The following is a 24,510-nucleotide window of genomic DNA, read 5'->3' as shown; positions in this document are numbered from 1 at the left end:
CGCTCTAGGAGATCGGGTTGTCCGCGGTCGTGCTTCCCTTGCCTTCGAACGGCGGCAGGAACGTACCCCAACGCTCGCAGGTCCAACCTGTTCCCGACGGCACCAGCTCGACGGTCTCGGTGTTGTCCAGATGGTTGTCCGCGGCGAATGTGCCGTCGACACCGGCGAGTACGGCGGCGACCAACCGGATCACGGCGCCGTGGCTGACCACAACGACATCGGCGGAATCCGGGGACGTCAGGTACTGCTCCCGCAGCTCGTCGAGAACCGGCACGTATCGGTCGAGGATACTGCGCCCACTGTCCCCGCCAGGGACCGTGGCGTCGAGATCGCCTGCGTGCCAACGGCCGTAGATCTCAGTGAAGCCCTTGTGCGCGGCGTCGTCGCTCCGGTCCTCCCATTCCCCTGCCTGCGCCTCGTGAATACCTTCGCGCTGCTGGGGATCGAGTCCGGTGGCATCACCGATGTGCGTCGCTGTCTGCACGGCACGGATCGCGAAGGAAGAGACGAGAACGCTCGGAGGTGTCGACGCGATCGAGGCGCCGTAGCGCCTGGCTTGTTCGTGACCGTGATCGGTCAGCTGCGCCCCCGGAAGCTTCGTGTCGAGGAGCTTGTCCACGTTGGAGAACGTCTGTCCGTGACGGACGAGTACGAGCTTGCCCGTCATCGATCCTCCTCTTCGTCTCGGTGCGCACCTCCGCGAAGCGCACTCAACCATTCGATCTCCTCCTCCAACGACGGAGGACGGTGCCCTGTTCCCGTCGCGACAGGCCAAGATCCGAGGAACCGCAATTTCATCTTGCGGTGCAGTGCACGCAGTGCCTCGCCAACGGCTTCGTCGTCGATGTGACCGGCGAGGTCGAGGTAGAACCAGTAAGTGCCGAATTGCTCACGCGTCGGACGTGATTCGATGCGTGTGAGATCGATGTCCCTGATGCCCAACTCCGCAAGAGCCCGGTTGAGCACGCCGGGAACGTTGTCCGGCATGAGCACCAGCGCGGTGCGATCGGCACCGGTTCGCGGTGGTGCGGATCTCGGAGGCGCGACGAGCACGAACCTGGTGCGCGCGTTGTCGACGTCGGCGACGCCCGCAGCAAGCGTCGGCAATCCCGTTTTCTCGCCGGCCAGCGGCGTGGACACCGCCGCGTCGGCCAGCCCGGCCGCAACATCCTCCGCCGCAGCGGCATTCGAGGAGGCGAATTGCACCTCCGCACCCGGGATCGTGGCGTCGATCCATTGCCGAACCTGTGCTGCGGCAATCGGATACGCACGGACCGTACGAACGTCGGCGAGCGCGACACCGGGCGCGCCGAGAATCGAGAACGCGACGTCCACCTCGGTTTCGGCGAGAATCTGCAGCCTGCTGCCCGCGCCGAGAGCGTCGAGAGTGGGTGAGACCGAACCCTCGACGGAACTCTCGATGGGCACCACCGCTGCATCGACGTCGCCTGCGCGGACCGCGTCGAGCGACGCCGGCGGACTACCGAGTGGACGTCGTTCGATATCTCCGACGAAACCGAGATCCGCGAAGACGCCCTGCGCTTCGAACTGGCCGAGTGCCATCTCGGTGAATGTTCCCGATGGACCGAAATACGCGATTGTGGGCACGGAAGACGAGATTACGCCGACGGTGCCGGAACCAAGCCCGCTGCCGCGAGATCGTGATGCGCGGCGGTGGCGTCGTCGACCTCGATGCCGAGAAGTACCGTCCGCACCGCCTCCGCGGCCTCGGGCCTCAATGCCGCCAACGCGGCCGTGTCGGGGTTCGCCCATGCGGTGGCGATGTCGTCACCGCGCAGGGCTGCGACGGTGGCGGACAGCAACGCGATGACCTCGGAACCCGACCGAGCCCGCGCGAAGAATCCGCCGTCGGCGTGGGCGACGACGGCGAGCACGTCGGCGACCTGCCGCGGCGACGCCGACGCGATCAGACCGGGGATGCGGTGTGCTTCGACGATCTGCGTGACCGCGTCGAGTGTCGGTCCATCACCGAGGTCGGGAAACAGAACCAGCGGCGACGGGACGCGCAGGGCGGTGGCGTCGTCGATGGTCTCGGCGTCGACGTCGAGGTGGAACCGGACGGCTTCGTAGACGGCGCGGGATCCTCGGAGTTCCTCGGGATCGATGTCGAGGTCGACGACGAGTCTGCCGAGCGTAGGTTCCCCCGGATGGTCGCGCAACACCGATGCGGACACGATCGCCGGACCGCTCGTCACCTCGTCGGCATCGCGCTCGACGCGCTCGGAACTGCGGGAACGCTGGTGGAGGAGGCCGGCGACGAGGGCCCCCGGTTCCGGTCGGTGGGGCACGCCCAGGGTCAGGGGAATGGACACGGCTCTCACGCTAGCGCGGAGGAATTTTCGTCGTGCACTTGCGATACCGGCTCCCGTCATTTAACTTAGGTTTGCCTCACCTACTAGCAACCGCATCGGAGGAGCCCATGATCGGCGCCACGACGACCGGACCGTCGACCGCAGAACGAGTCCGCAGCGCTTGTGCGCGTGCCGAGGGTGCGGCTCTGGCGATCGAAGGCAGCGAACCCGTCGTCACGAGCCTTCACCACCTGCGGTCCAACGGTGAAGTAGTGCTTGCGGTGCCCAGCGATTCCGCTACCGGCGCCATTGCGTGGCAGTCGACCCGTGCAGGGGTCCCGGCTGTCCTCGAACTGACCGATCACGCACCACTGGCGTTGCGTGAGCCGGTTCGTTCGCTGGTGTGGCTGCGCGGCGAGCTACGGCCCGTGCCCGAGTCGCTGATGCGACCCATGGCCGGTGCCGTTGCCGCCGAGCACCCACACCCCGCACTGCTCGACGTCGGACATTCGACGGTGTTGCTGCGGCTGATCCTCACCTCGGCCGTCGTCGCGGACAGCACCGGCGCCGAGCCGGTCGCCGTCGACGACCTGCTCTCCGCCGAGCCGGATCCGTTCTGGGAGATGGAGACCAGCTGGCTGCAGCACCTCGACGAGGACCATGCAGACCTCGTCAACCAACTTGCCCGACGCCTCCCGCCGTCGCTGCGACAGGGACGCATCCGGCCTCTCGGCATCGATCGCTACGGCATCCGGTTGCGCATCGAAAGCGACTACGGGGACAACGACGTTCGGCTCGGTTTCGCCGAACCCGTCGACGACACCATGGCGCTGAGCCGCGCGCTCCGTGTACTCGCTGGGTGCCCGTTCCTGAACGGATTGCGCGCACGGGGTTAGCTCATACTTGATTCGTGATCGATCTGAAGGGCTGGATCAACCCGCCGAACGTGCCCGACGGCCCTCCGTTGGATCCGCGAGAACGACGAGCGATCAAAATCGAGATCGTCATCGTTCTGCTGGTGACGTTCGGCCTCAGCGGCGCGAGCAGCATCCTCTCGCTCGTGGAAGACGCCCTGCTCGCGGGCAGTCTGTCCGACCGATCGGTAGCGCTGAACACGTCGAACTCCTCCCTCGGTGTCATCGATCTGCTGTACCAGGTACTGCGCATCCTGCGACTGTGCGCGTGGGGAGCCCTCGGTCTGTACCTACTGTGGCGCGCCGGGCTGGGACCGAGGCTCGTCGGGCTCGCGACACCGAAGCTCGGCAAGGACCTGCTCGCCGGCATCGGGCTCGCCGCGCTGATCGGCCTGCCCGGCCTGGTGTTCTACCTCGTCGGAAACGCCGTCGGACTCAATCTCACCGTTGTCCCCAGCACGATCGACGACACCTGGTGGCGCATTCCAGCCCTCGTGGCCTTCGCCTTCGCCAACTCCGGCGCCGAGGAGATACTCGTCGTCGCGTACCTGATCTCCCGATTGCGAAAGCTCGGACTCGGCGAGAACTCCTCCCTGCTGCTCTCCGCCCTGCTCCGCGGCTCGTACCACCTCTATCAGGGCCTCGGAGCCGGCGTCGGGAACTTTCTGATGGGCCTGGTGTTCGGACGGTTCTGGCAGAAGACCAACCGTCTGTGGCCACTGCTCGTCGCCCACGCCCTCATCGACATCGTCGCTTTCGTCGGCTACGCCCTCCTCCGCGACCATCTCTCCTGGCTACCCTAGATTTGTAGGTACATTCGACGGGTGAACGACGACGACCGCAGAAGACGAGGCACCCCGCCACAGGGTCCACCTGCTGCGCCTCGAAACCCTGGGCGTCGTACACCCCCGCCCGGCTACCGGCCTCCGCCGCCGGCCGGCTCTCAGCCCCCGCCCGGTCATCGTCAGCCGCCGCCTCCGGTCGATCGCCGGCCACCTCCCGCCGGCGGCCGACCACACGACGGCTACCGGCCGCCCCCTCCCGGCGCTCGCCCGCCGCTCCCACCGCGGCAGGAGGGCACTCAGATCATTCGACGCGACGGCCGGCCGGACTCGCACCGGCCACCGGCATCGCAGCAGGCGTGGTCGCAGGCACCCGAGCCGGGAGTCGTCTCCCGCGATCGCACCGCCGGATACCGCCCGACCGAGCAGTACCCGCCTCGTGACAGAGCCGATCGCTACGACGGCGATCACGCGCCGCGGCAGACTCCTCGGCCGTACGTCGAGGAACCACCACGCCGCCGGACTCCGCCGCCCCCGCAGCGGGCCCTGCGCCGCCCCGAGCCCGCGAAGCCTCCTCGGGTTCGCAAGAAACGGCACTGGGGTCGACGCTTCGGCCTGACGTTCCTGGTGCTGCTTCTGATCGTCGGCGGACTGGTCTACTACGTCGACAGCTCGCTCACCCGGGTCGACGCGCTCACCAGCTACGACGGGCGCATCGCGGACACACCGGGAACCAACTGGCTGCTCGTCGGCTCGGACTCTCGAACCGGCTTGACGCCCGAGCAGGAGGCATCGCTGTCGACGGGTGGCGAGACCGGCCCGTCGCGCACGGACACGATCATTCTCATCCACATTCCCGAGGGTGGTGGCGCCACGACGATGGTCAGCCTCCCGCGTGACTCGTACGTGTCCATTCCCGGTTACGGCCAGGACAAGCTGAATGCGGCATTCGCATTCGAAGGCGCGCCCCTGCTGGTCCAGACGGTGGAAGGCGCGACGGGTCTACGCATCGACCATTACGCCGAGATCGGTTTCGGTGGCTTCGCGGGGATCGTCGACGCTGTCGGCGGCGTCGACGTCTGCCTGCAGAACGCGATTTCCGATCCCCTCGCCGGGATCGACCTGCCCGCCGGATGCCAGGAGCTGGCCGGATCGGACGCTCTCGGATTCGTTCGCACCCGCGCGACCGCGCTCGCCGACATCGACCGCATGAACAATCAGCGCCAGTTCATGTCCGCCCTGCTGGACAAGGCGACGAGTCCGTCGACATTCCTCAACCCGTTCCGTTTGTGGCCGCTGGTCAAGGACGCCGCCGGATCCCTCAGCGTCGACGACGGTGATCACATCTGGAATCTCGGCTCGCTCGCCTGGGCCATGCGCGGAGACCTCGTCACGACGACGGTGCCCGTCGCTGGATTCGAGAACACCGACGTCGGCAACGTCCTGCTGTGGGATTCCGACCGCGCCTCGCAGTTCTTCGGACTGCTGGCCGACGACCAGCAGATCCCGGAGGACCTCAGGACGTCCGGGCCCTGACGCAGGAGTGGAGCCTGCGGAACGACCGGGGCGGTGCCACAGGAGTGGAGCCTGCGGAACGACCGGGGCGGTGCCACAGGAGTGGAGCCTGCGGAACGACCGGGGCGGTGCCACAGGAGTGGAGCCTGCGGAACGACCGGGGTCGAGCAACCCCCAGCGGTAATCTGGGGTGCATGACTTCGAGCGACGGCAGCACCGCTTTTCACGACCTTCTCCGCGCTCAGGTGCGTCACGAGTTCACGGCGTCGCAGCAGTACATCGCGATTGCGGTGTGGTTCGAGACCAACGATCTCCCCCAGCTCGCGGCGAGGTTCTACGCGCAGGCGGCCGAAGAGCGCGGGCATGCCCTGATGATCGTGCAGTACCTCATCGACCGGAAGGTGAAGGTCGGAATCTCCGGGATCGGCGACGTCGTCGACGAGTTCGACCGGGTCGCCCAGCCTGTCGAGTTGGCGCTTGCCCAGGAGAAACAGGTGACCGAGCAGATCACGGCCCTTGCGCGCACGGCACGGGACAACGGTGACTACATCGGCGAACAGTTCATGCAGTGGTTCCTGCAGGAGCAGGTCGAGGAAGTGGCCAGCATGAGGAGCCTGCTGAACATCGTGCACCGGGCAGGCAATCAACTGTTCGACGTCGAGACGTACGTTGCGAGGGAGACCGCCGCGCGAGTGAACCGCACCACAAACGCCCCCAAACAGGCCGGCGCAGTATGACTTTTTCGCTGGTCATAGTCAAGAATTAGGGCCCTCTTATTTAGGCAACCTTGACCTCAATAAGGGTGAACTTGGGTGACAATAGCCTCTGACCTGCATATTCTCTTCACCATGAGCGCAGACGTCAAAGAAACCAACCATTCCAAATTCCACGCACTCCTCCGCGATCAGATCCGGAACGAGTTCAACGCTTCGCATCAGTACATCGCCACCGCGGTCTACTTCGCCAACACCGACCTGCCGCAGTTGGCCAAGCACTTCTACGCGCAGGCCGTCGAAGAGCGCAACCACGCGATGATGATCGTCCAGTACTTCCTGGACCGCGACATCACCGTCGAGCTCACCGGAGTCGACGGCGCTAAGTCCGTCTTCACCGACGCCCGCGAGCCGATCGCTCTGGCCCTGGCCCAGGAAGAGACCGTCACCGAGCAGATCATCGCGCTCGCGAGCACCGCACGCGAAGAGGGCGATTACCTCGGCGAGCAGTTCATGCAGTGGTTCCTCAAGGAGCAGGTCGAGGAAGTTGCGAGCATGAAGACGCTGCTCAACGTCGCGGACCGTGCCGGACACAACCTGTTCGACCTCGAGCAGTTCGTTGCTCGTGAGTACAGCAACACTGTCCCCTCGGACAGCGGTGCACCTCAGGCTGCCGGCGGCGCCATCTAAGTCGCGCGTCCCGCGCTCGTGAGTGGAAATGTGTCCTGGGGGACACATTTCCACTCACAACGGATCACCTCAGCGTCACCTGACGCCCGCGCAGTCCGTCGCGCGACCGCCGCTGCTCCGAGGTCAGCGGCGCATCCACAGCCAGTGCCTCGGCAAGCTTGTTTCCGAACCGAACGGTGGGCGCGGCCCATTCCGTCGGGTGCATCTCCGGATCCAGATCGAACACCGGCACGAGCAGCCCGTGCGTCCGGAACGAACCGGCGTACCGCGAGCCCTCGCCGAGCGTCAGATCACCGGCAGCGTGCAGACGCGCCAACGCGAGCATCAGATCGTCCTCGCTCTCCGGACGAACCCACCGAAGATGCGCTTTGTCGCCCGCATCGACCCACCACGCAGCAGTCAGGCCCTCACCTTCGAGGCGAGCCGACGGCATGATGGCCCCATTCGCACGCTCCACCGTCGCCGCGACGTCGGCAGCAGGCTCAGCGCCCTCCGGAAGCCACCAGTTGAAATCCTGATGCACCGTGATGTCGAGTTCCAGCGTCGGATCCAGCACCTCCGACAGCGCAGGAGTGTTGCCGTCCGGCCCCGCGGACTCCAACGACTCACCCGGCTGCGCGATGGACGCCCACGACAATGCACTGGACAGATCAGCAGCGACATTCGGCGAATGCACCTGAACCTGCAGGCCAGCAAAGCCCCGCACGTCGCCGCTCTCCTCACGCACCAGCGCCGCAACCGCACCGGGCAACACCGTCGCCACCGTCAGCGTGCGACCGTCGACCACAACCGGTGCCGTCGCCGACGGAACGAACTCCCGCATCGCAACGAGATCGCACTCGGCCCGCACACCATGGAACGGCCGCACCGGCGCCGCGGACAGGTTCTCCCGCTCGGCCGCGCGCTGAGCAAGCTTTGCTGCGCGGTTACTGTCCTGCTTCGGACCACTGTTTCTTTTACTCTTACCCACGCCCGAAACCTACAGGGTCACCCCACCTGCACGTCCAGCAAGCCCAAAGCTCCAGCCCACTCCGCAGGCTCCGCTCCTGCCTTACCGAGTCACTCCGCAGGCTCCGCTCCTGCCTTACCCGGTCACTCCGCAGGCTCCGCTCCTGCCCCACCGAGTCACTCCGCAGGCTCCGCTCCTGCCCCACCGAGTCACTCCGCAGGCTCCGCTCCTGCCCCACCGAGTCACTCCGCAGGCTCCGCTCCTGCCAACCAAGCACGGGTGCGCGCTGGGTTGTTGGTGGCGATCCACCCGACGCCCAGTTCACGGCACAGGTCGACGTCGGCCTTGTCGTCGACGGTCCACACGTACGTCGCGCGGCCCGACGCCGCCGCGCGGTCGACGATCGACGGGTGCTCGCGCAGGCTTTTGATCGACGGTCCGACTGCCGTGGCTCCGACGGTGGTGGCGGCGCCTCCCCCGAGGTAGTGCGACGAGTCGCCGAGGAGAACTGTCGGCAGCATCGGCGCGGCTCGTCTGATTCGCCAGACAGCGGTGGCCGCGAAGGACATGATCACTGCGCGCGAATGGTCGGCGGACGCAGGTTGGCCGATGCCGAAGCGGTGCAGCTCGGCAAGCACCTTGCTCTCGATGAGCGACCCGTAGCGCACCGGATGCTTGGTTTCGATGAACAGCTTCGTCGGTTTGGACGTCCAGTCCAGCACCAGCTGAATCAGGTCGCTGAGTGTCAGCAGATCGGCGGGCTCGGCGCCGTCGCCGTAGTCGTAGCCCTTGAGGGTGTCGTAGTCCAGCTCGCTGACGATTCCGGTACCGGAGGACGTGCGGTCGATTCTCCGGTCGTGCACGCACACGATGTGGCCGTCGCGGGTCAGCCGAACATCGCACTCGAGGCCGTCGGCTCCGTCGCGTAGCGCAAGGTCGTAGGCAGCCAGCGTGTGCTCTTTCTTCTCCGCCGACGCTCCGCGATGCGCAACGACGAACGGTCCGCGACGATCTCCGCTCACGACGCCGCCGCCTTCTCCGTTTCGGTGACCGAACGTGACGTTCGGTCACTCTGAGTGACCGAACGTTTCATTCGGTCCGGGAGGGGGGCGTCGGCGACGGTTTCACGTGGAACCGACATGACCCATCGCGTCGGCGAGGGTTTGTGGGTGCCGCGCCAGCCGAGGCCGTCGATGCTGTGGAGGAGGTGGACGGTCCAGAGGGCGGTGAGGACGCCCACCAGGGCGACGATGGCGGAGAGCAGTACGCCGTCGGCCTGAGCTTGGAGGGAGTCGCGCAGCCGCCAGAGGGATGCGGCGACGACGAGTGCCCAGTTCAGGACCCACAGTCCCCACCAGATGCGGATGTCACGGACCAGGCGTGGCTTGTCGACGCCGGCTTTGGCGTCGGCCAGCTCGGTGAGAAAGACTCCGGGGAGTGCGAGAGACAGCACCGGAACGAGTGTTCCGACGAAGAGGGTGCGCGACGAGCGTGGGTCACGTGTTCCGGCTCTCTCGAAGAAGATTCGTCGTCGATCCACCAACCAGCATGCGGAGCCGACGGCGGCGGCGATTCCGATGACGATCGACGCGGTCTCGGCGAACAGCACCACCGCGTCGGACGTCACGAGCGTCGTCTGCCCGACGAGGCGTGTGCGGTTGTACAGCAGGATTCCGTACCGAAACAGCTCCGCTGCTGCGGCGAGGCCGAGTAGCGATGCGGCGAGCACCAGCAGACCGGGTGCGGCACCTGCCCAGCGTCGAAGTCGCGGTTCCCGTTCCTGGACGTTCGATACGGGCTGGTCGATCAGACCCCAGCGCGGGATCTCGTCGTACTTCGGTGTCGCGGTGCGGCGTGGATGCGACGAGCCGGCCGGCCGCGAGGTCTTGTTCCGCGGCTTCTTGGCGACCCAGCGGAAGTTGCGGGTTCCGGTTGCGGGCGCTTGCGCCGACACCGGGGACAGCAGCACGCCGTGGCAGCGCGGACACCACACCGCCGGTCGCGTTCCGACGGGCCACCGCGTCGCGCAGCGGGCACAGACCTGAAATGCGGACACTAGACGATTCTCGCCTCGGCGCCGTCGTCGCGCACGAGTGGACGGCCTGCGTGCTGCCACGCCGACATGCCGCCGTCGACGTTGGTGGCTTCGTATCCGATCTGCGCGAGGTATTCGACGACGCGGAGCGAGCGCCCCCCGGCCTTGCACACGACGTACAAGTCGGCGTCGGCGTCGATCTCGCCGATGCGGGACGGCACTTCGGCCATCGGAATGTGCACGGCACCGGGAGCGTGTCCCTGCTGCCATTCCTCGTTCTCACGGACGTCGAGCAGAATCACCGACTCGCTCAGCTCGGTGGGCAGCTGGGCGACGGTCACTGAGGGCAGATCCGGAGCAGACACAAAACGATCTTGTCACGCAATCCACCGGCCCTGCCACCCGTTCCCTGTGGATAGAGCAAGGAAGTTATCCACACTATCCACAGACCGATCCACAGAAACCGGGCATCTGCCGGTTTCATCCACAGGCGCGGAGCGCTCCCGGGTCGATTCCCTAGACTCGAATCCATGGCCGCAATCGAACTTCGAATCTTCACCGAACCTCAGCAAGGCGCCACCTACGACGATCTTCTTCGCGTCGCCCAGACCGCTGAAAGTCTGGGCTACGGCGCGTTTTTCCGCTCCGATCACTATCTGGCGATGAACTCCGACGGCCTACCCGGTCCGACGGACGCGTGGATCACGCTCGCCGGAATTGCTCGCGAGACGAAGACGATCCGCCTCGGCACTCTCGTCACGTCGGCCACCTTCCGTTATCCCGGCCCACTGGCCATCAGCGTCGCGCAGGTCGACGCGATGAGCGGGGGCCGCGTCGATTTCGGTCTCGGCGCAGGCTGGTTCGAGGAGGAGCACACGGCGTACGGCATTCCGTTCCCACCGCTGGGAGAGCGTTTCGACAAGCTCGAGGAGTCCCTGGCCGTGATCACCGGACTGTGGGAGACCCCCGTCGGCGAGACGTTCTCGTACGACGGTAAGCACTACCCCATCGTCGACTCACCTGCGCTTCCCAAGCCGGCGCAGTCCCCGCGGCCCCCGATCCTGATCGGCGGTGGCGGCAAGAAGCGCACCCCGGCACTGGCTGCGAAGTACGCCGACGAGTTCAACATTCCGTTCGCCTCGCTCGAGGCCACCGGAACGCAGTTCGATCGAGTGCGGGCCGCGGCGTCCGAGACCGGACGCGAGTTGGCGTATTCGAGCGCGCTCGTGCTGTGCTGCGGCAAGTCCGAGGAGGAGATCGCCCGCCGCGCTGCCGCGATCGGTCGTGACGTGTCCGAGCTGCGGGAGAACGGTGCGGCCGGTTCCCCCGCAGAACTGGTGGACAAGATCGGACGCTACGGCGAGCTCGGAGCATCCCGGGTGTACCTGCAGGTCCTCGACCTGGCCGACCTGGACCATCTGGAACTGGTGGCGTCGGAGGTCATGCCTCAGCTCTGATTCGTCGGCCCCGGCTCGCGCACGCCTGCCCTCAGGCGTGCGCGGGTCGACGCAACCGGGCGCCCAGCCAGCGTGCAGCGGGAGTCTCGACCCAGCGGTAGACGATTTCCGACACGGCGGCCGTGGCGACGAGAAACGCGACGACCGCGCCCGTCGGTCCGGTGTACGGAACGACGTTCTCGTACACCCGGTAGAGAATCAGCGTGTGGACCAGGTAGATCGCGTAGCTGCGGGTGCCCGTCCAGCGAACGATCGCCCAGTGCGCGATCCTGCCGTCGTACCGCGCGAGGAGCAGGACCAGACCGGTGACGACGACGATGGTCCACATGTACTGGTCGCCCGCCCAGTAAGCGTGGACGTCGGTTGCCAGTCGCACCACCTCGGCCTGCGCGACGACCGAGACGACGACCCATCTCCAGCTGATGATCCGGGCCCAGCCGAGGTAGATGATCTGCCCGAGGAACAGCGTCGGGAGCGTCGCGGCGATCTTCGACAGCATCGGCACCGACCACGGCTGCGGGATGTAGAGGTTGTAGATCAGCACGGCCGCGCAGAGGAAGGCCCCGACGAGGGGAACGACGACGGGCCACTTCCGCAGGATGTCGCGGGCCGCGATGCAGTACAGGTAGAACATCAGCTGAACCGTCAGCGTCCAGGTGACGCCCAGTACGGCGACTTCGGGCTTCAGGAAGAACCCGCCGAGCACGAAGCTGAGCGCGGCTTCGGAGTTGCTGATCCCGTTCTGACCGCTGAACATGCCGTTGATTCCCAGACGTACCAGCAGAATGGCCAGCGCGACGGACACCCACAGCGCTGGGACCAGGCGGGAAAGCCTGCTGACCGCGAAATCGCGTCGCGACTGCCGCATCGCCGAGCGGGTCACCAGCAGGCCGGTCAGGAGCATGAAGATCGCGACGCCGACGAACGAGAGATGGTTGTTGAGGCCGGCTTCCTGGACGAACACCCGGTAGACGACGTCGATCATCCACCAGCCTTCGCCGCGGTCGTCGATCAGGTAGAACGAGATGTGCGAGTAGAGAACGGCGAGTACCGCGATCAACCGCAGCAGGTTCGCGCCGTCGAGTTGGACCCTCGGCGCATGGACGTCCGTGACCGCCTGTCTGGCGTCGACCGCATCGGTCGACCTGCGATGGGGGCTCACGGCGGCCAGTCTAGATTCCTGTTCACCTGCCGGACCAATCGTGATGCCGAGCCGTGACCTCGCCGTGACCTCCCGAGGCTGCCGCGGCAGCGTGGTTTTATTCCGAGAAATGAGTCTCGAGTACAACAGTTGCACTGGGGGTAGTAATGAGATTGGGTTGAACCCGAGAGAAGATCCGCAGCATTACGCGCCGCGCTTCGATCGATGAAGCCGGCGTCGACAAAGAAGGGAACCACGTGTCCGAGTACACCTTGCCCGACCTTGATTTCGATTACTCCGCCCTCGAGCCACACATCTCGGGCGAGATCAACGAACTGCACCACTCCAAGCACCACGCAACGTACGTCGCCGGCGCCAACACTGCGCTCGAGAAGCTCGCTGCAGCCCGCGAAGCCGAGGATCACGGCTCGATCTTCCTGCTCGAGAAGAACCTCGCGTTCCACCTCGGCGGCCACGTCAACCACTCCATCTGGTGGAAGAACCTCTCCCCCAACGGTGGCGACAAGCCCGAGGGTGAACTCGGCGCAGCCATCGACGATCAGTTCGGTTCGTTCGACAAGTTCCGCGCACAGTTCACCGCGGCAGCCAACGGTCTGCAGGGCTCCGGCTGGGCCGTTCTCGGCTACGACTCGCTCGGCAAGAAGCTGCTGACGTTCCAGCTCTACGATCAGCAGGCCAACGTGCCGCTGGGCATCATCCCGCTGCTCCAGGTCGACATGTGGGAGCACGCCTTCTACCTGCAGTACAAGAACGTCAAGGCAGACTACGTCAAGGCGTTCTGGAACGTCGTGAACTGGGCCGACGTTCAGGCTCGCTTCGAGGCAGCCACGTCGAAGACCCCGGGTCTGATCTTCCCGTAATTCTTCCGCACCGCAGAGGGCCATCACGCATCGTCGTGGTGGCCCTTTTCGTGTTTCCCTTCGTTAGCACTCGACACGTCTTGTGTGCCAGCACGTTTCTGGTTCATATTGGGGTGTACCCAGCGTGGCGTACCGGATATTTCTGGGCGAACGAGGAGTGCACATGAGCGATCGCGATCTGATCGGCGTTTCCCCTTTCCATGCCGCTGGGCTTCTGCGCGGGTTCGTGATCTCCGGGCGGTGGCCGGACACGACGAAGGAATGGGCGCAGTTTCTCGTGCTGGCCGTCCAGGTCGCATCGATGCCGGGCCTGCTCACGACGTCGACGGTCTTCGGGGCTCGCGAGGAGCTTCCCGACGATCCGGCCCCGGGAACGATAGGGCTGGTCCTCGCCGAGGGGCCCATCGTGGGTGAGACTGCTGTCACACCCGAGCGGTTCGCGCACCACCAGCCGGCGGCGATTCTGATGCTGCATCCGCCGTCGGAGACCACCCCGTCACTCCCGGAATGCGCGGGTGCGGCGTCCGGGTGTGTCCTCCTTCCCGGCCTGCCGCATCTCGGCCTCGACCACCGTGCTGCCTGGGTGGAAGCCGAATCCGACGGCACCGTGACCTCGATGGTGAGCCGCATCGGCCTCGACCCGATCAGCGATCCCGACACTGCAGTTTTGGCCATGCTCCTCGCGTCCTGAACGTGGCCCGTACAAGAGTTTTCGGGTTCCCAAACTTGCTGCGGCATTGGACTTTTCGACTACCTCCTCCTACTGTGGAGTGCAGCGAAGGGGAGTAGCCCCCAATCACCGTGTCGACATACTGGTCCGCAATCGGGCCCGGCACCGTGAACCGATACCGCTCACGCACAGGCTGCGTGCTCGGCGCCGGTGGGCGAGACCTTCGGTCATTCAGACGACCGAAGGAGTGCCTCCATATGCTGTCCGCGCTGCTGTTGAGTTTCGCAGTCATCTTCGTCGCCGAACTCGGCGACAAATCGCAGCTCATGGCCATGACGTTCGCCTTGCGCTACAAGTGGTACGTCGTCATCGGCGGCATCACGATCGCCACCACCGTCACCCACCTCGTGTCGGTCGCCGTCGGGCACTTCCTCGGACTCTCGATTCCCACCCATCTGATCTCGATCGTCGCCGGAGTCGCTTTCGTCGTCTTCGGATTGTGGACCCTCAAGGGAGACAAGCTTTCCGACGACGAAGGCGACAAGGCCTCCAAGGTCACCCGCTCGGCGTTCATCGCAATCGCGTCGGCATTCTTCCTGGCCGAGCTCGGCGACAAGACCATGCTCGCCACCGTCACCCTCGCCGCGGACAACAACTGGGCCGGCGTCTGGATCGGCTCTACCGTCGGCATGGTCGCAGCCGATGCCCTCGCCATCGTCGTGGGCGCGGTCCTGGGCAAGCATCTTCCCGAACGCATCATCCAGTTCGGTGCCGCAATCCTCTTCTTCGTGTTCGGCGTCTCGCTGTTCTTCGAGGGCGTCATGCCCGGAACGTCCGCGCCCGTGATCGCCGGCGGCGTCGTTCTCGTCCTGTCGGCAGCGGTGTGGGGAGCAATCGCAACCGTCCGGCGCCGTCGCCCGACGCCGGTCGAGGTATTGAACGACAAGTAAGAATCGACGTATCATCTGCCCCGATCAGAACCAGGGGCACATGACAACCATCGACCACGATCCCAGCAGGACGCGCCGCGCCACCCACGACGACAACACGTCGTCGGATCGGCTTCTCCGGACGGTAGCGCGCTTCGTCGCCGCCGGTTACCTCATCTATTTCGCGATTCTGCTGCCGGATTTCCTCCGCACCGCCTACGTGACGGAATCCTGGTGGACGCCCGCAGCGATGGTCGCCGTGTTCGGAACAGGTCTGTCCATGGGAGTGGCTTCCCTGGCCACGGACACCAGGTGGATCCGCGTCACCGGTGCCGTAGCGACCTTCACCTTCCTGGCCGCCGCGCTGAGCTGGTGGCTCGCGTGGGACAGCTCCGTCGTCGACACCAACGGAATGCCCCTGGCGTCGTTCCCCGGCCTGGCGGGACTGGCCGCGGCCGCGTCGCTGCCGTCATGGCTGGCTTTCGCACAGCTGACCGTCACTGTCGTCTCGGTTCAGCTCAGCATCAACATTCTCCGTGGTCCACTGCTGGACGGCCCGTTGCTGGCGGACATCACGTTCGCGCTGATGTTCTGCTCCATCTTCGTGGCCGCCACCTTGGGCGTCATCCGCACCGCACGCATTCTCGACAGCACGCGCGAAACCACCCACCGACAGGCGGCGACCGAGGCTGCCGTCAGCGCCCGCGCCGTCGAGCGTGAGCGTTTCGACGCCCTCATCCACGACGGCGTGTTGTCCTCCCTTCTCGCGGTGGCTCGCCTCGGACGCACCGAGGGCGTGATCCGACAGACCGAGCACACTCTCGCTCAGCTGGACTCGCTGCGAAACCACTCGTCCGCCACGACGTTCGATGTCGACGAGGCGCTCGCCCGGTTACGTTCGGCCGCAACGAATGTCGACGAGGAGATCGAAATCGCCGTCGAATCACGCACCGACGCTCTGTATCCCGCCGAGGTCATCCGCACGGCCAGTGCCGCCTTGGCCGAGGCAGTTCGCAACAGCGTCACGCACGCAGGTTCCGACGCGACGCGGGTCGCAACGTTGTCGCTGACGAGGGACGACATCTCCATCGTGCTGTCCGACGACGGGTCCGGGTTCGACCCCACCTCGGTCGCGCCGCATCGCATGGGGATCGCGGTGAGCATCGTCGGACGCATGCGCAGCCTGCCCGGTGGCTCGGCGCGCGTCGAGTCGGACAAGAACGACGGTGGCACGACGGTGGCACTGCACTGGTCGGCACCGTCGTGAACGGCACCCGGAGCACGCACGACGCGTGTCAGGACGGCTCGGGTCAGGATATTCGCGACCTCATCGGACTGCGGTCGCGATTCGCGACGGGACTGGTCGCCCTCTACATCTTCACGTGTTTTCTCTGCGCCGCAGCGACGTTGGAGGGAGTGAGCTCCCCGTGGCCGATCTTCGTCTCCGCTGGGTTGTGCTCGATCGGTGCAGTCACGATGATCACCGCACCAGGAGATCCACTGCCGTGGCGGTACACCGTATTCATCGCTGCCCTCGGCCCCGTCAGCTGCGCGTTGACCTACAGCGTGATTCCCGTTCCGGTCAGCAGCCCACTGCAGACCTGGCCGCTGGGCACGAGCGTCGCATTGTTCACGGCCCTGTGCGTCCGAGGACGAACGTCGGCAGCGTGGGCCGGACTGGGGACGACGGTTGCCGTGACGATCTTCTGGTCCGTCCAGACCGGGCAGGGCGCCGCCTACGGCATCGCCTTCGGCGTCATCAACGCTGCCCCGCTGCTGATGTCGACGTTCTTCGCGTTCACGCTCCGGCCCCTCGCTCGCTCCGTTTTCGCGCTGCGTGACCAGTCGACGTCGCGAGTCGCATCCGAGGCGGCCGCCGCAGCCGTGCTCGAAGAGCGTGACTCGCAACTGCGTCGGCTCGACGAACTCGCTCGCCCACTCCTCGAACGGACCGTCCACGGCCCCGACCTGGCTCCCGAGGAGATCGCGTCGTACACCCTGCTCGAAGCCGAGTTGCGGGATTCGTTGCGAGCGCGCGCTCTTGTCACCGATCGACTACGTACGTCGGTGCGGACGGCACGCGACCGCGGCGTCAGCGTCGTACTCCTCGACGACCGCGCCGACGTCGAACTCGACCCCGCGGTGCGCGACCTCGTCGTCGACTCCGCAGCGGAGCACATCGACGGGATGGCGAGCGGATCGGCCACTGTGCGACTGCTCCCGGCAGGTCGGCCCGCCCTCGCCACGATGCTGGTCGATTCCGAACGGACCTACCGAATCGAGTACGAGCACGACGGTCGGGCTCGCGAAATCAGCCACTGACACCAAGTGTGATCCACTGCACTTCTGTCACTCCGCCGGCTGCGACTCACTGCTGTCCGGTTATGGTGCAGAACGAGACAATCACGGTCAGCGCTGATCGTTTGCGCCGATCGTCCACCGCTCTAATCGAGGAGATGTGCACGTGGAGATTTCGGGAACAGCAGCGTTGGTCACAGGCGGGGCGTCCGGCCTCGGTGCGGCAACGGCCAAGCGCCTCGCCGACGCCGGGGTGACGGTGTTCGGCCTCGACCTGGCGCAGTCGATCGAGCGGGCGGGCGACAGCGTGCCCGACGGTGTCACGCTCATCGCCGCCGACGTCACCAGCGAAGCCGACGTCGAGGCAGCCCTCGACACCATCACCGCGTCCGGGGTGCCCCTGCGCATCGTCGTCAACTGCGCCGGTGTCGGCTGGGCGGGACGCATCCTGTCGAAGAAGGGCCCGCACGAGCTCGAGCTCTTCCGCACCGTCATCACCATCAACCTGCTGGGCACGTTCAACGTGATGCGCCTCGCCGCCAACCGAATTCAGTCACTCCCGACGGTCGACGACGCAGGGCAGCGCGGCATCATCGTCAACACCGCCTCCGTCGCCGCCTTCGAAGGCCAGATCGGCCAGATCGCGTACACGGCATCGAAGGGCGGCGTGCACGCGATGACCATCACCGCGGCCCGCGACCTCGCCCAGGTCGGCATCCGCGTCAACACCATCGCCCCCGGAATCGTCGACACCCCGATGCTCGCCGGCGTCACCGAGGAATACCGCAAGGGCCTCGAAGCCAGCGTCCCGTTCCCCTCGCGTCTCGCACAGCCGGCGGAGTACGCACAGCTCGTGCAGATGCTCGCCGAGCACGACTACCTCAACGGCGAAACCATCCGCATGGACGGCGCAATCCGCATGGCGCCGCGGTAAGGGCATCCGGGTTCCGGCAGCCCCGATTTCAGGCTCCGGCGCGCAAGGATTCGAGGGTGGGGATTTCGAGGTCCGCGCGGTCGGTCATCCACTCGCGCAGGACTTTCGTGGCTTGGACGTCGTCTTCGTTGTAGACGAGTAACCGTTCGCGCTGACTGAGGTCGGGTTCTCCGTCGTAGCCGACGGCGTCGCGGTACCAGCCCATGGACGCCTCGCCGCCGGCTTCATCGTCACGCCAGGTGAAGCCGGCGACGGGGGCGATTTTCTTCAGCCCTTTGCCGCCGGGGCAGATGAATTGGTCGCTGACTGCCTGGTAGATGTCCACCCATTGTTCGCTGTCGATGAATTCGCGGATCTCGGCCTCGGTGGGAACGCCGGGTACGGCGCCGAAGCGTCGGGCAGAATCGAGGAGCCATTTGTCCTCGGCCTGGCGCGAATAGCAGTACGCTGCAAAGGTTTTACCGCGTTCGGCGGCGTCACGGCGCTTGCCCATCAGCCAGCCCCAGAATTCCGCGAACGATCGCCCCTCGTCGACGGTCGGCAGCGGATCCCACGTGACGAATCCTCGGTAGACCGGGGGCTGCCCTCCCTGCTCGGTGAGCAGCGTGCCCCACAGGTAGGCGCCGTGCTCCTGGTAGCTCTCCATGTCCACGTCGACCTCGACGTCAGCGCGGTGGACCGTCGTTCTCTCGGTCCGGCGCAGAAGCGGAACATCCGCGCGCCACGCCGTCGCTGCGGCAACGGCGTCGTCGAAGCTGCCGAACGGCCAGTCCTGCGGTTCCGGTCCGGTCCAGTCGGCGAGGTCGTCGATGGTGAAGACGCCGTGCTCGCGCAACACCTCCGCACGCATCCCCGACGCCACCAGCGACACGTCGCGGTTGGCGGTGAGCTGCGGTTTGCAGTCCGACCACCATGAGCACGACCGACACTCGCTCACCTGGGAGGGCACGGTGAAGCTCTCACCCCGCGCGACGGCGAGACGGTCCGCGAATCGTGAATCGTATTCTGCGAACACGGTCTCGAGGTCGTGAACGAGGATGCACTCGGCGCGATATCCGATTGCACCGCCGATTGCAGTGGGAGAGGCGAGGCCTTCACGTTCGAGCATTCGGTAGAGATGCGCGAGGCGCAGTTGGTCCCGCAGCTGACTGCGAACCTTGCGGGTCTCGTCGACGCTCGGTGTCCATCGGTCGAACGGAGTGGTGGTCGCTCCCCGGCCGGGGTCGGTGACCTTGTGGTTGACGACGATGACCGGGATGTATCCGGCACCGGACGGATCGAGCATCAGCATCTCGCTGCGGCCGCGTCGACCGTGCTCGTGATCGAGGGGAAGCACGGCGTTCCAGATCCAGCGGGCCTTGCGCCTGCACGCCGCCATCGTCATCTCCGACGCCGACCTGGCGTCGGGGGCGTCGATCTCCGTCCACCCGGATTCGGTGGCTGCGAAGGCGGCACGGGTGGCCTCCCGGTGGGCCGCCGCGGCCTCACGCCGTTGCCGGACGCCGGGATTCTCCGGTTCGTCGCGCTGCAGCGCGGAGTAGGCCGTGTCCAGGTACAGCCGGTGACGGCACCGCGTCAGGGACCCGGCGTCGATGAGTACCGACGACCGCATTCCGGCTGACCGTGTCGCCGCGACAGGCTGGCTGTTCACAGTTGATGAGCCTATGTCCCCCCACCGACACGCCCCATGCGACCCACCGCTGCGTCAGCGATAGGCTGTGTGTCAGCCAGCGCGAATACCGCGCCCGAACCGTACCGAAGCTGACGTTAGGGGCCTTGTCGATGGGGTTGTTCCGCAAGCGCAAGGGTCGTGCCACTCGTAAGGCCGAGGCCAAGGCGCTCAAGCACAAGGCAACACTCGAGGCCAAGCTCGGAGCGAAGAACGAGCGCAAGCAACTGAAGTCCATCGCGAAGGCACAGAACAAGCTGAGCGCGGTCGAGGCCAAGTCGCAGAAGAACGTCGAGAAGGCGCAGATCAGGACACTTCAGGCGCAGCAGAAGGCAGCGCTGCAGGGGTCGTTCAACGCGGCTCAGGTGCGCAAGTACATCTCGATTGCACGGGTGTTGATCCCCGTTCTGACGCCCATCGTCTACCGCGGCGCTGCGGTCCTGCGGAACCGTCTGGACGAGCGCAAGGCAGGCAAGCTGGGCGTCAACCCCGCCGAGCTGAGCGAGTACAGCGGCTACGGCGCGAAGCTGAGCGCACGTATCGCCGGTTCGGAGAAGTCGCTTGCCCAGGTCACGGCCAACAGCTCCGACGCCGAGACCCGCAAGTTCTCCGACGCGATCTCCCAGCGCCTCACGGATCTGGGTACCGCGGTGCGGACGTCGGAACAGATGCCTCCCGCACGTCGCAAGGCTGCGCACAACGCCATCTCGGCCGAGCTGGACGGCATCGAAGCCGACCTTCTGGCTCGTCTCGGCGTTCGGTAGTACCTCCGGTTCCATGAGGTCGCCCGATGCTTCGCTTCGCGGCGGAGCTGTCGGCGCGACGACGGTGTCGCTGTCCGTGGCAGCGCACGGGTGGGCCGACGGCGGGTATCCGTCGGGCTCCGCGGCTGTGCTGGTACTGATCGTGGGCCTCGGGATCGGCGCCGTGTCCGCTGTGCCGCGGTCCGGCCGCGCGACCGTGCCCCTGCTTCTCGCGGGGATGGTGCTCGGCCAGTTCGCGTCGCACGTCGCTCTGGTCGTCGGCGACCCGCACGCGATGATGCACGGCCATACCATTCTGCCGAGCCCGGCCATGGCTGCATTCCACGTTGCCGCATCGACGCTGGCTGCGGTGTTGGTGTGCGCAGCCGAGCGGCTGTACGGGCCCATCACCGCCGTCGTCCGATCGGTACTGGACCCGCCGCAACGCCTCGCCGTTCCACCCGGGCTCGCCGTCGAGATCGCGAGCCCACTTCCCCGTGCACCATTCGAGTTCACGACATCCATCTCGAGACGTGGCCCGCCGACGCCGGCGTGACTCTCCGATCATCTCTGCCACATCGTCTTTCGAGAAAGTACCCATGCCATGAACAGCTTCGTTCGTCGTGCCTCGATCATCGCAGGCACCGCGTCACTCGCCCTCGTCGTCGGAGCGGGTGCAGCCTCCGCACACGTGACGGTCGCCGCGCCCGACGCCGCGCAGGGCGGCTACGCCGTCCTGACCTTCCGCGTCCCCACCGAATCCGACACCGCCGCGACGTCGTCGGTCCGGGTCGAACTACCGGGCCTCAATTCCGCACGCACTCAGCCCATTCCGGGGTGGACCTCGGTAGTGGACAAGAACGCCGAGGGCCTCGCCACCGCGGTCACGTGGACCGCGGGCCCGGGCGCCGAGGTGCTTCCCGGCCAATTCCAGCAGTTCCTGCTGTCCGCGGGTCCTCTGCCCGAGGAAGACACCGTCAGCTTCCCGGCCGTTCAGACCTACAACGACGGCGAGGTCGTCGAGTGGACCGAGGAACCGGCCGCCGACGGTAGCGAGCCCGAGTACCCGGCGCCGTCGCTGACACTCGCAGCCGCCGGTTCCGACGGACACGGCGGTCACTCCGTCGATTCCGCCGCGGCGTCGGATTCGACGGAGACAGCACAGAGTTCCGATTCCGACACGACCGCCCGGTGGCTCGCCGGCGGAGCCTTGGTACTCGGAGCTCTCGGTGCCGCACTCGGCATCGGCGCGACTGTGCGAGGACGCCGGTCATGAGGAAACTGATCGTCGCGGTGCTCGCGATCTCGGCACTGCTGATCGGCGCACCCACGGCATCCGCCCACTCGGTGGTCACCGGATCGAACCCGGCCGACGGATCCGAGATCGCGTCCGGCCCGGCGCAGGTGTCGATCTCGTTCAACGAGGTTCCGCAGTCGCAGTTCGCGACCTTGAACGTCGTCGGGCCCGACGGCAACCTGTGGTCCAAGGGCGACCCGCGCATCGAGGGACAGAGCATCGTCGTCGACGTCGGCGAACTCGGACCGGTCGGCGAGTACACGATCGCCTATCGCGTGACGTCGGCCGACGGTCACCCCATCAGTGGGACACTGGGATTCACGTTGACCGCGGAAGGATCCGGCACGCCGGGCGCGGCCGCATCCGCCGCCGCGGAGGGTGAGTCCGACGACGGCAGCGGCGGGGGAATTCCCGTCTGGATCTTCCTCGTCGCGGGTGTCCTCGTCTTCGCAGGTGGACTCGCCTACGCGTTGCGCAAGCCGAAGGACAAGTAGCTGAACGCGTTCCGCCGGTGGTGGGTGCTCGCCGCGGGGGCGGCGGGCATCGTCGGGGTGGGGCTGGCATGGTTGCTCGCCCACCCCGACGGCCCCGACCCGTCGTCGGTGCTCCGTGTCGTCGCGGACTGCCTCGGCGCGACGATGCTCGGACTCGCGCTGCTGCGTACGGACCTGTTTCCGGATCGATCGAAGCCTTCGGTGTGGCGTACCGCCGTCGTCGTCGGCGGGACGTGGACCGCGGTGGAAACGGCACTGCTGGCGACGGCAGCAACCGAGTCGTTCGGGGGCGGTATCGCAAGATTGTCGGTGTCGAACTTCGCGACGTTCCTGACCGACATCACCGTCGGGCAGTTGGGTGTGGTGACGATCCTCTGTACCGCCGCGGCAGTGGCGTATTCGCTGTTCGCGTATCGGACGGCACCACCTTCGGCGCCGATGCAGCGGCGTCGGCGCGATCTGTCCCCGGTACCCGTCGTCGTCCTCACCGTCGTCGCGCTCGTGGCGCGTCCCGTCACCGGGCACATGTCGCAGCAGGTCCTCGGCGCGTTGTTCGTGTCCGTGCACACCGTGGCGGCGTCGGTGTGGATCGGCGTTCTGGCCGCGATGGCCCTGACCTTGCGTGCCCGGGGCGCCTGGGCCGCAGTGTTGCCCGTGTATTCGCGCCTGGCGTGGTGGTCGGTGTGGACTCTCGCCGTGAGCGGAACCGTCAACGCTGCTGTGAAACTCGGTGGTCTGCCTGCCCTGTTCGACACCGGATACGGCCGTATCGTCCTCGGCAAGACCGTTCTTCTCGTCGTCCTCGTGGTGCTTGCCCGACGGTTGCGCGCGACCTGGCTGGTGTCGGTGGCCGCGCATCGCACGAAGGCCGACGAGTCGACCGTGCGTGCTGCTCTCCACGTCTGCGTGCTTGCTGTCGCGTTCGGTTCGGCTGCGGCTCTGGCAACGACGGCGTAGTCCTTCACGCCCCGTCCACTTCGCGTTTCCCGCGGCGACCGACTCGCGTCGTTCGGGACGGTCACGATGTCAGCTTCGTCGTTCGTCAGGAGCTTGTCACGTGATACCTTTTCGCCGCCCGGTCGTGGGCGTCCTCGTTTCGATTGCCTCGATAGCTGCGCTGTCCGCGTGCTCCGAGCCTGCCGACCCGGCTGTCGACAGCACGGAGTCCAGCGGCGGGACCCTCACGGTGTACACCTCCGAACCGCAGGCGAAGATCGACGCACTCAACGCGGAGTTCACTGCTGCGAATCCGGACATCGAGGTGCAGGTCTACCGTGCCGGCACCGGAGATCTCAATGCGCGCATCGCTTCCGAGCGTGAGACGGGTTCGATCGGCGCAGATGTGCTCCTGGCTGCGGACGCACCGACGTTCGAGGGGTACAAGGACGAGAACCTGCTGCTCCAGTACACCCCCGCGGACGTGTCCGCGTTGAACCAGGAAATCGTCGATCCGGACGGATATTACGTCGGAACCCGCATCATCCCCACGGTGATCGCCTACAACACGGGTGCCGTGTCGGAGCCGCCGACGTCGTGGCAGCAACTCGCCGACCCGAAGTACAAGGGGCAGATCACTCTTCCCAATCCGGATGTCTCCGGTGCGGCGGCATTCAACACGGCGGTGTGGTTGAACGAGGAGTCGCTCGGTCAGCCGTGGCTCGAAGGCCTGGCCGCGAACGAACCGATCGTCGCCGAGAGCAACGGTCCCGTCGGACAGTCCGTTGCGGCCGGCACTCAGCCGATCGGGATCGTCGTCGACTATCTGGTTCGCGAACTGGCGGAGAAGGGTTCGCCCATCGCGCTCGAGTACCCGACGGACGGTGTTCCGTACATCTCCCAGCCTGCGGGCATCTTCGCCGATTCGAAGAATCAGGACGCGGCGAAGAAGTACGTCGACTTCCTCGTCAGCAAGCAAGGCCAGGAACTCGCGGTCGAGCAACAGTACCTTCCCGTGCGCGGTGACGTCGGAACCCCGGACGGCGCACCGGCTCTCGCCGATCTGAACCTGCTGAACCCCGATCTCGCCGAGATCACGGCATCTCAGCCCGAGGCGGTCGAGAGGTTCAACGAACTTGTCGGGTAACCCC

Annotated in this window: 27 protein-coding genes; 18 read left to right on the top strand and 9 right to left on the bottom strand. The window is 66.3% G+C overall.

What is annotated here, in order from left to right; genetic code table 11:
- Positions 1 to 4: 4 nt before the first annotated feature.
- Genes CH292_RS15155 through CH292_RS15145 form a run of 3 tightly spaced genes read right to left on the bottom strand, consistent with a single transcriptional unit; the run spans position 5 to position 2,333 of the window.
- Positions 5 to 667: a histidine phosphatase family protein gene (locus CH292_RS15155; RefSeq protein ID WP_019667087.1), complete on the bottom strand. Its 663-nt coding sequence runs from the start codon at positions 665 to 667 to the stop codon at positions 5 to 7.
- Positions 664 to 1,608 (bottom strand): prephenate dehydratase, encoded by a 945-nt coding sequence (gene pheA / locus CH292_RS15150; RefSeq protein WP_019667086.1) that lies wholly within the window; start codon positions 1,606 to 1,608, stop codon positions 664 to 666. The genes CH292_RS15155 and pheA overlap by 4 nt, the downstream gene beginning before the upstream one ends.
- Positions 1,609 to 1,619: 11 nt before the next feature.
- Positions 1,620 to 2,333, bottom strand: a complete 714-nt coding sequence (locus CH292_RS15145) for a hypothetical protein (protein WP_094655139.1) — start codon at positions 2,331 to 2,333, stop codon at positions 1,620 to 1,622.
- Positions 2,334 to 2,440: 107 nt separating this feature from the next.
- On the opposite strand from CH292_RS15145, the gene CH292_RS15140 reads away from it, so the two are divergent.
- From CH292_RS15140 to CH292_RS15120, 5 genes are all read left to right on the top strand, one after another.
- On the top strand, positions 2,441 to 3,208 hold the full coding sequence (locus CH292_RS15140) for a DUF2470 domain-containing protein (protein WP_019667084.1): 768 nt from the start codon (positions 2,441 to 2,443) through the stop codon (positions 3,206 to 3,208).
- 14 nt (positions 3,209 to 3,222) lie between these two features.
- Positions 3,223 to 4,029, top strand: a complete 807-nt coding sequence (locus CH292_RS15135; RefSeq protein ID WP_019667083.1) for a CPBP family intramembrane glutamic endopeptidase — start codon at positions 3,223 to 3,225, stop codon at positions 4,027 to 4,029.
- A 21-nt stretch (positions 4,030 to 4,050) separates the two neighbouring features.
- On the top strand, positions 4,051 to 5,544 hold the full coding sequence (locus CH292_RS15130) for an LCP family protein (RefSeq protein ID WP_371828927.1): 1,494 nt from the start codon (positions 4,051 to 4,053) through the stop codon (positions 5,542 to 5,544).
- Positions 5,545 to 5,717: 173 nt separating this feature from the next.
- Positions 5,718 to 6,260: a ferritin gene (locus tag CH292_RS15125; RefSeq protein WP_094655138.1), complete on the top strand. Its 543-nt coding sequence runs from the start codon at positions 5,718 to 5,720 to the stop codon at positions 6,258 to 6,260.
- A gap of 111 nt (positions 6,261 to 6,371) precedes the next feature.
- Complete coding sequence (locus CH292_RS15120) at positions 6,372 to 6,926, top strand: ferritin (RefSeq protein WP_019667080.1); 555 nt, start codon at positions 6,372 to 6,374, stop codon at positions 6,924 to 6,926.
- A gap of 64 nt (positions 6,927 to 6,990) precedes the next feature.
- On the opposite strand, the gene CH292_RS15115 is transcribed toward CH292_RS15120, so the two are convergent.
- The 4 genes from CH292_RS15115 to CH292_RS15095 form a co-directional block, all read right to left on the bottom strand.
- Positions 6,991 to 7,896, bottom strand: coding sequence for a DUF5926 family protein (locus tag CH292_RS15115; RefSeq protein ID WP_026348127.1), 906 nt, complete (start codon positions 7,894 to 7,896; stop codon positions 6,991 to 6,993).
- A 221-nt stretch (positions 7,897 to 8,117) separates the two neighbouring features.
- Positions 8,118 to 8,897, bottom strand: coding sequence for a glycerophosphodiester phosphodiesterase (locus CH292_RS15105; RefSeq protein WP_019667078.1), 780 nt, complete (start codon positions 8,895 to 8,897; stop codon positions 8,118 to 8,120).
- Positions 8,894 to 9,931, bottom strand: a complete 1,038-nt coding sequence (locus CH292_RS15100; RefSeq protein ID WP_218830180.1) for a DUF4328 domain-containing protein — start codon at positions 9,929 to 9,931, stop codon at positions 8,894 to 8,896. The genes CH292_RS15105 and CH292_RS15100 overlap by 4 nt, the downstream gene beginning before the upstream one ends.
- Positions 9,931 to 10,251 carry a rhodanese-like domain-containing protein gene (locus tag CH292_RS15095; protein ID WP_020111775.1) on the bottom strand — a complete coding sequence of 107 codons (321 nt, stop codon included), beginning with the start codon at positions 10,249 to 10,251 and terminating at the stop codon, positions 9,931 to 9,933. Before CH292_RS15095 ends, CH292_RS15100 begins: the two co-directional genes overlap by 1 nt.
- Before the next feature lie 198 nt (positions 10,252 to 10,449).
- Here CH292_RS15095 and CH292_RS15090 point away from each other — a divergent pair, with 198 nt between their 5' ends.
- Positions 10,450 to 11,367 carry an LLM class F420-dependent oxidoreductase gene (locus tag CH292_RS15090; protein WP_026348126.1) on the top strand — a complete coding sequence of 306 codons (918 nt, stop codon included), beginning with the start codon at positions 10,450 to 10,452 and terminating at the stop codon, positions 11,365 to 11,367.
- Between the two features lie 31 nt (positions 11,368 to 11,398).
- Here the strand turns inward: CH292_RS15090 and CH292_RS15085 are convergent, their stop codons facing one another.
- Positions 11,399 to 12,529: an acyltransferase gene (locus CH292_RS15085; protein WP_037140726.1), complete on the bottom strand. Its 1,131-nt coding sequence runs from the start codon at positions 12,527 to 12,529 to the stop codon at positions 11,399 to 11,401.
- A 236-nt stretch (positions 12,530 to 12,765) separates the two neighbouring features.
- Here CH292_RS15085 and CH292_RS15080 point away from each other — a divergent pair, with 236 nt between their 5' ends.
- The 6 genes from CH292_RS15080 to CH292_RS15055 all read left to right on the top strand — a co-directional run bounded on the left by CH292_RS15080 (position 12,766) and on the right by CH292_RS15055 (position 18,220).
- Positions 12,766 to 13,389 (top strand): superoxide dismutase, encoded by a 624-nt coding sequence (locus CH292_RS15080; protein WP_019667073.1) that lies wholly within the window; start codon positions 12,766 to 12,768, stop codon positions 13,387 to 13,389.
- Between the two features lie 163 nt (positions 13,390 to 13,552).
- Positions 13,553 to 14,080, top strand: coding sequence for a hypothetical protein (locus CH292_RS15075; protein ID WP_019667072.1), 528 nt, complete (start codon positions 13,553 to 13,555; stop codon positions 14,078 to 14,080).
- Between the two features lie 236 nt (positions 14,081 to 14,316).
- A complete protein-coding gene (locus CH292_RS15070) occupies positions 14,317 to 15,009 on the top strand; it encodes a TMEM165/GDT1 family protein (protein ID WP_037183392.1) in 693 nt (230 codons plus the stop codon).
- A gap of 40 nt (positions 15,010 to 15,049) precedes the next feature.
- Positions 15,050 to 16,255, top strand: coding sequence for a sensor histidine kinase (locus CH292_RS15065; protein WP_033189367.1), 1,206 nt, complete (start codon positions 15,050 to 15,052; stop codon positions 16,253 to 16,255).
- The gene (locus CH292_RS15060) at positions 16,252 to 17,310 is read left to right on the top strand and encodes a hypothetical protein (RefSeq protein WP_019667069.1); all 1,059 of its coding nucleotides are present in this window, start codon (positions 16,252 to 16,254) and stop codon (positions 17,308 to 17,310) included. Before CH292_RS15065 ends, CH292_RS15060 begins: the two co-directional genes overlap by 4 nt.
- A 142-nt stretch (positions 17,311 to 17,452) precedes the next feature.
- Positions 17,453 to 18,220: an SDR family NAD(P)-dependent oxidoreductase gene (locus CH292_RS15055; RefSeq protein ID WP_019667068.1), complete on the top strand. Its 768-nt coding sequence runs from the start codon at positions 17,453 to 17,455 to the stop codon at positions 18,218 to 18,220.
- Between the two features lie 28 nt (positions 18,221 to 18,248).
- Here the strand turns inward: CH292_RS15055 and CH292_RS15050 are convergent, their stop codons facing one another.
- Positions 18,249 to 19,832: a TM0106 family RecB-like putative nuclease gene (locus CH292_RS15050; RefSeq protein WP_094655188.1), complete on the bottom strand. Its 1,584-nt coding sequence runs from the start codon at positions 19,830 to 19,832 to the stop codon at positions 18,249 to 18,251.
- Between the two features lie 170 nt (positions 19,833 to 20,002).
- Between CH292_RS15050 and CH292_RS15045 the strand changes: the two genes are divergently transcribed.
- The 6 genes from CH292_RS15045 (at position 20,003) to CH292_RS15020 (ending at position 24,506) form a co-directional block, all read left to right on the top strand.
- Complete coding sequence (locus CH292_RS15045) at positions 20,003 to 20,653, top strand: DUF6474 family protein (protein ID WP_019667066.1); 651 nt, start codon at positions 20,003 to 20,005, stop codon at positions 20,651 to 20,653.
- A gap of 13 nt (positions 20,654 to 20,666) precedes the next feature.
- A complete protein-coding gene (locus CH292_RS15040; protein ID WP_094655136.1) occupies positions 20,667 to 21,188 on the top strand; it encodes a hypothetical protein in 522 nt (173 codons plus the stop codon).
- Between the two features lie 48 nt (positions 21,189 to 21,236).
- On the top strand, positions 21,237 to 21,908 hold the full coding sequence (locus tag CH292_RS15035) for a YcnI family protein (RefSeq protein WP_094655135.1): 672 nt from the start codon (positions 21,237 to 21,239) through the stop codon (positions 21,906 to 21,908).
- Entirely contained in the window at positions 21,905 to 22,423 is a 519-nt protein-coding gene (locus tag CH292_RS15030; protein WP_033189372.1) for a copper resistance CopC family protein, read from the top strand. Before CH292_RS15035 ends, CH292_RS15030 begins: the two co-directional genes overlap by 4 nt.
- A 24-nt stretch (positions 22,424 to 22,447) precedes the next feature.
- Entirely contained in the window at positions 22,448 to 23,380 is a 933-nt protein-coding gene (locus CH292_RS15025; protein ID WP_019667062.1) for a CopD family protein, read from the top strand.
- A gap of 100 nt (positions 23,381 to 23,480) precedes the next feature.
- Positions 23,481 to 24,506, top strand: coding sequence for an ABC transporter substrate-binding protein (locus CH292_RS15020; RefSeq protein ID WP_256978149.1), 1,026 nt, complete (start codon positions 23,481 to 23,483; stop codon positions 24,504 to 24,506).
- The last annotated feature ends 4 nt before the right edge of the window (positions 24,507 to 24,510 follow it).

Origin of the sequence: Rhodococcus sp. 14-2470-1a (assembly GCF_002259425.1) — a bacterium.
Classification (GTDB): domain Bacteria; phylum Actinomycetota; class Actinomycetes; order Mycobacteriales; family Mycobacteriaceae; genus Rhodococcoides; species Rhodococcoides fascians_E.
Note: the sequence above shows the minus strand (reverse complement) of the source record. Positions and strands in the feature narration are given on the sequence as shown.

Bases quoted from the DNA above. Each gene is read 5' to 3' on its own strand.
- CH292_RS15155 (WP_019667087.1), bottom strand. From the start codon at position 667: ATGACGGGCAAGCTCGTACTCGTCCGTCACGGACAGACGTTCTCCAAC.
- CH292_RS15140 (WP_019667084.1), top strand. From the start codon at position 2,441: ATGATCGGCGCCACGACGACCGGACCGTCGACCGCAGAACGAGTCCGC.
- CH292_RS15125 (WP_094655138.1), top strand. From the start codon at position 5,718: ATGACTTCGAGCGACGGCAGCACCGCTTTTCACGACCTTCTCCGCGCT.
- CH292_RS15120 (WP_019667080.1), top strand. From the start codon at position 6,372: ATGAGCGCAGACGTCAAAGAAACCAACCATTCCAAATTCCACGCACTC.
- CH292_RS15075 (WP_019667072.1), top strand. From the start codon at position 13,553: ATGAGCGATCGCGATCTGATCGGCGTTTCCCCTTTCCATGCCGCTGGG.
- CH292_RS15070 (WP_037183392.1), top strand. From the start codon at position 14,317: ATGCTGTCCGCGCTGCTGTTGAGTTTCGCAGTCATCTTCGTCGCCGAA.
- CH292_RS15065 (WP_033189367.1), top strand. From the start codon at position 15,050: ATGACAACCATCGACCACGATCCCAGCAGGACGCGCCGCGCCACCCAC.
- CH292_RS15050 (WP_094655188.1), bottom strand. From the start codon at position 19,832: ATGCGGTCGTCGGTACTCATCGACGCCGGGTCCCTGACGCGGTGCCGT.
- CH292_RS15045 (WP_019667066.1), top strand. From the start codon at position 20,003: ATGGGGTTGTTCCGCAAGCGCAAGGGTCGTGCCACTCGTAAGGCCGAG.
- CH292_RS15040 (WP_094655136.1), top strand. From the start codon at position 20,667: ATGAGGTCGCCCGATGCTTCGCTTCGCGGCGGAGCTGTCGGCGCGACG.
- CH292_RS15035 (WP_094655135.1), top strand. From the start codon at position 21,237: ATGAACAGCTTCGTTCGTCGTGCCTCGATCATCGCAGGCACCGCGTCA.
- CH292_RS15030 (WP_033189372.1), top strand. From the start codon at position 21,905: ATGAGGAAACTGATCGTCGCGGTGCTCGCGATCTCGGCACTGCTGATC.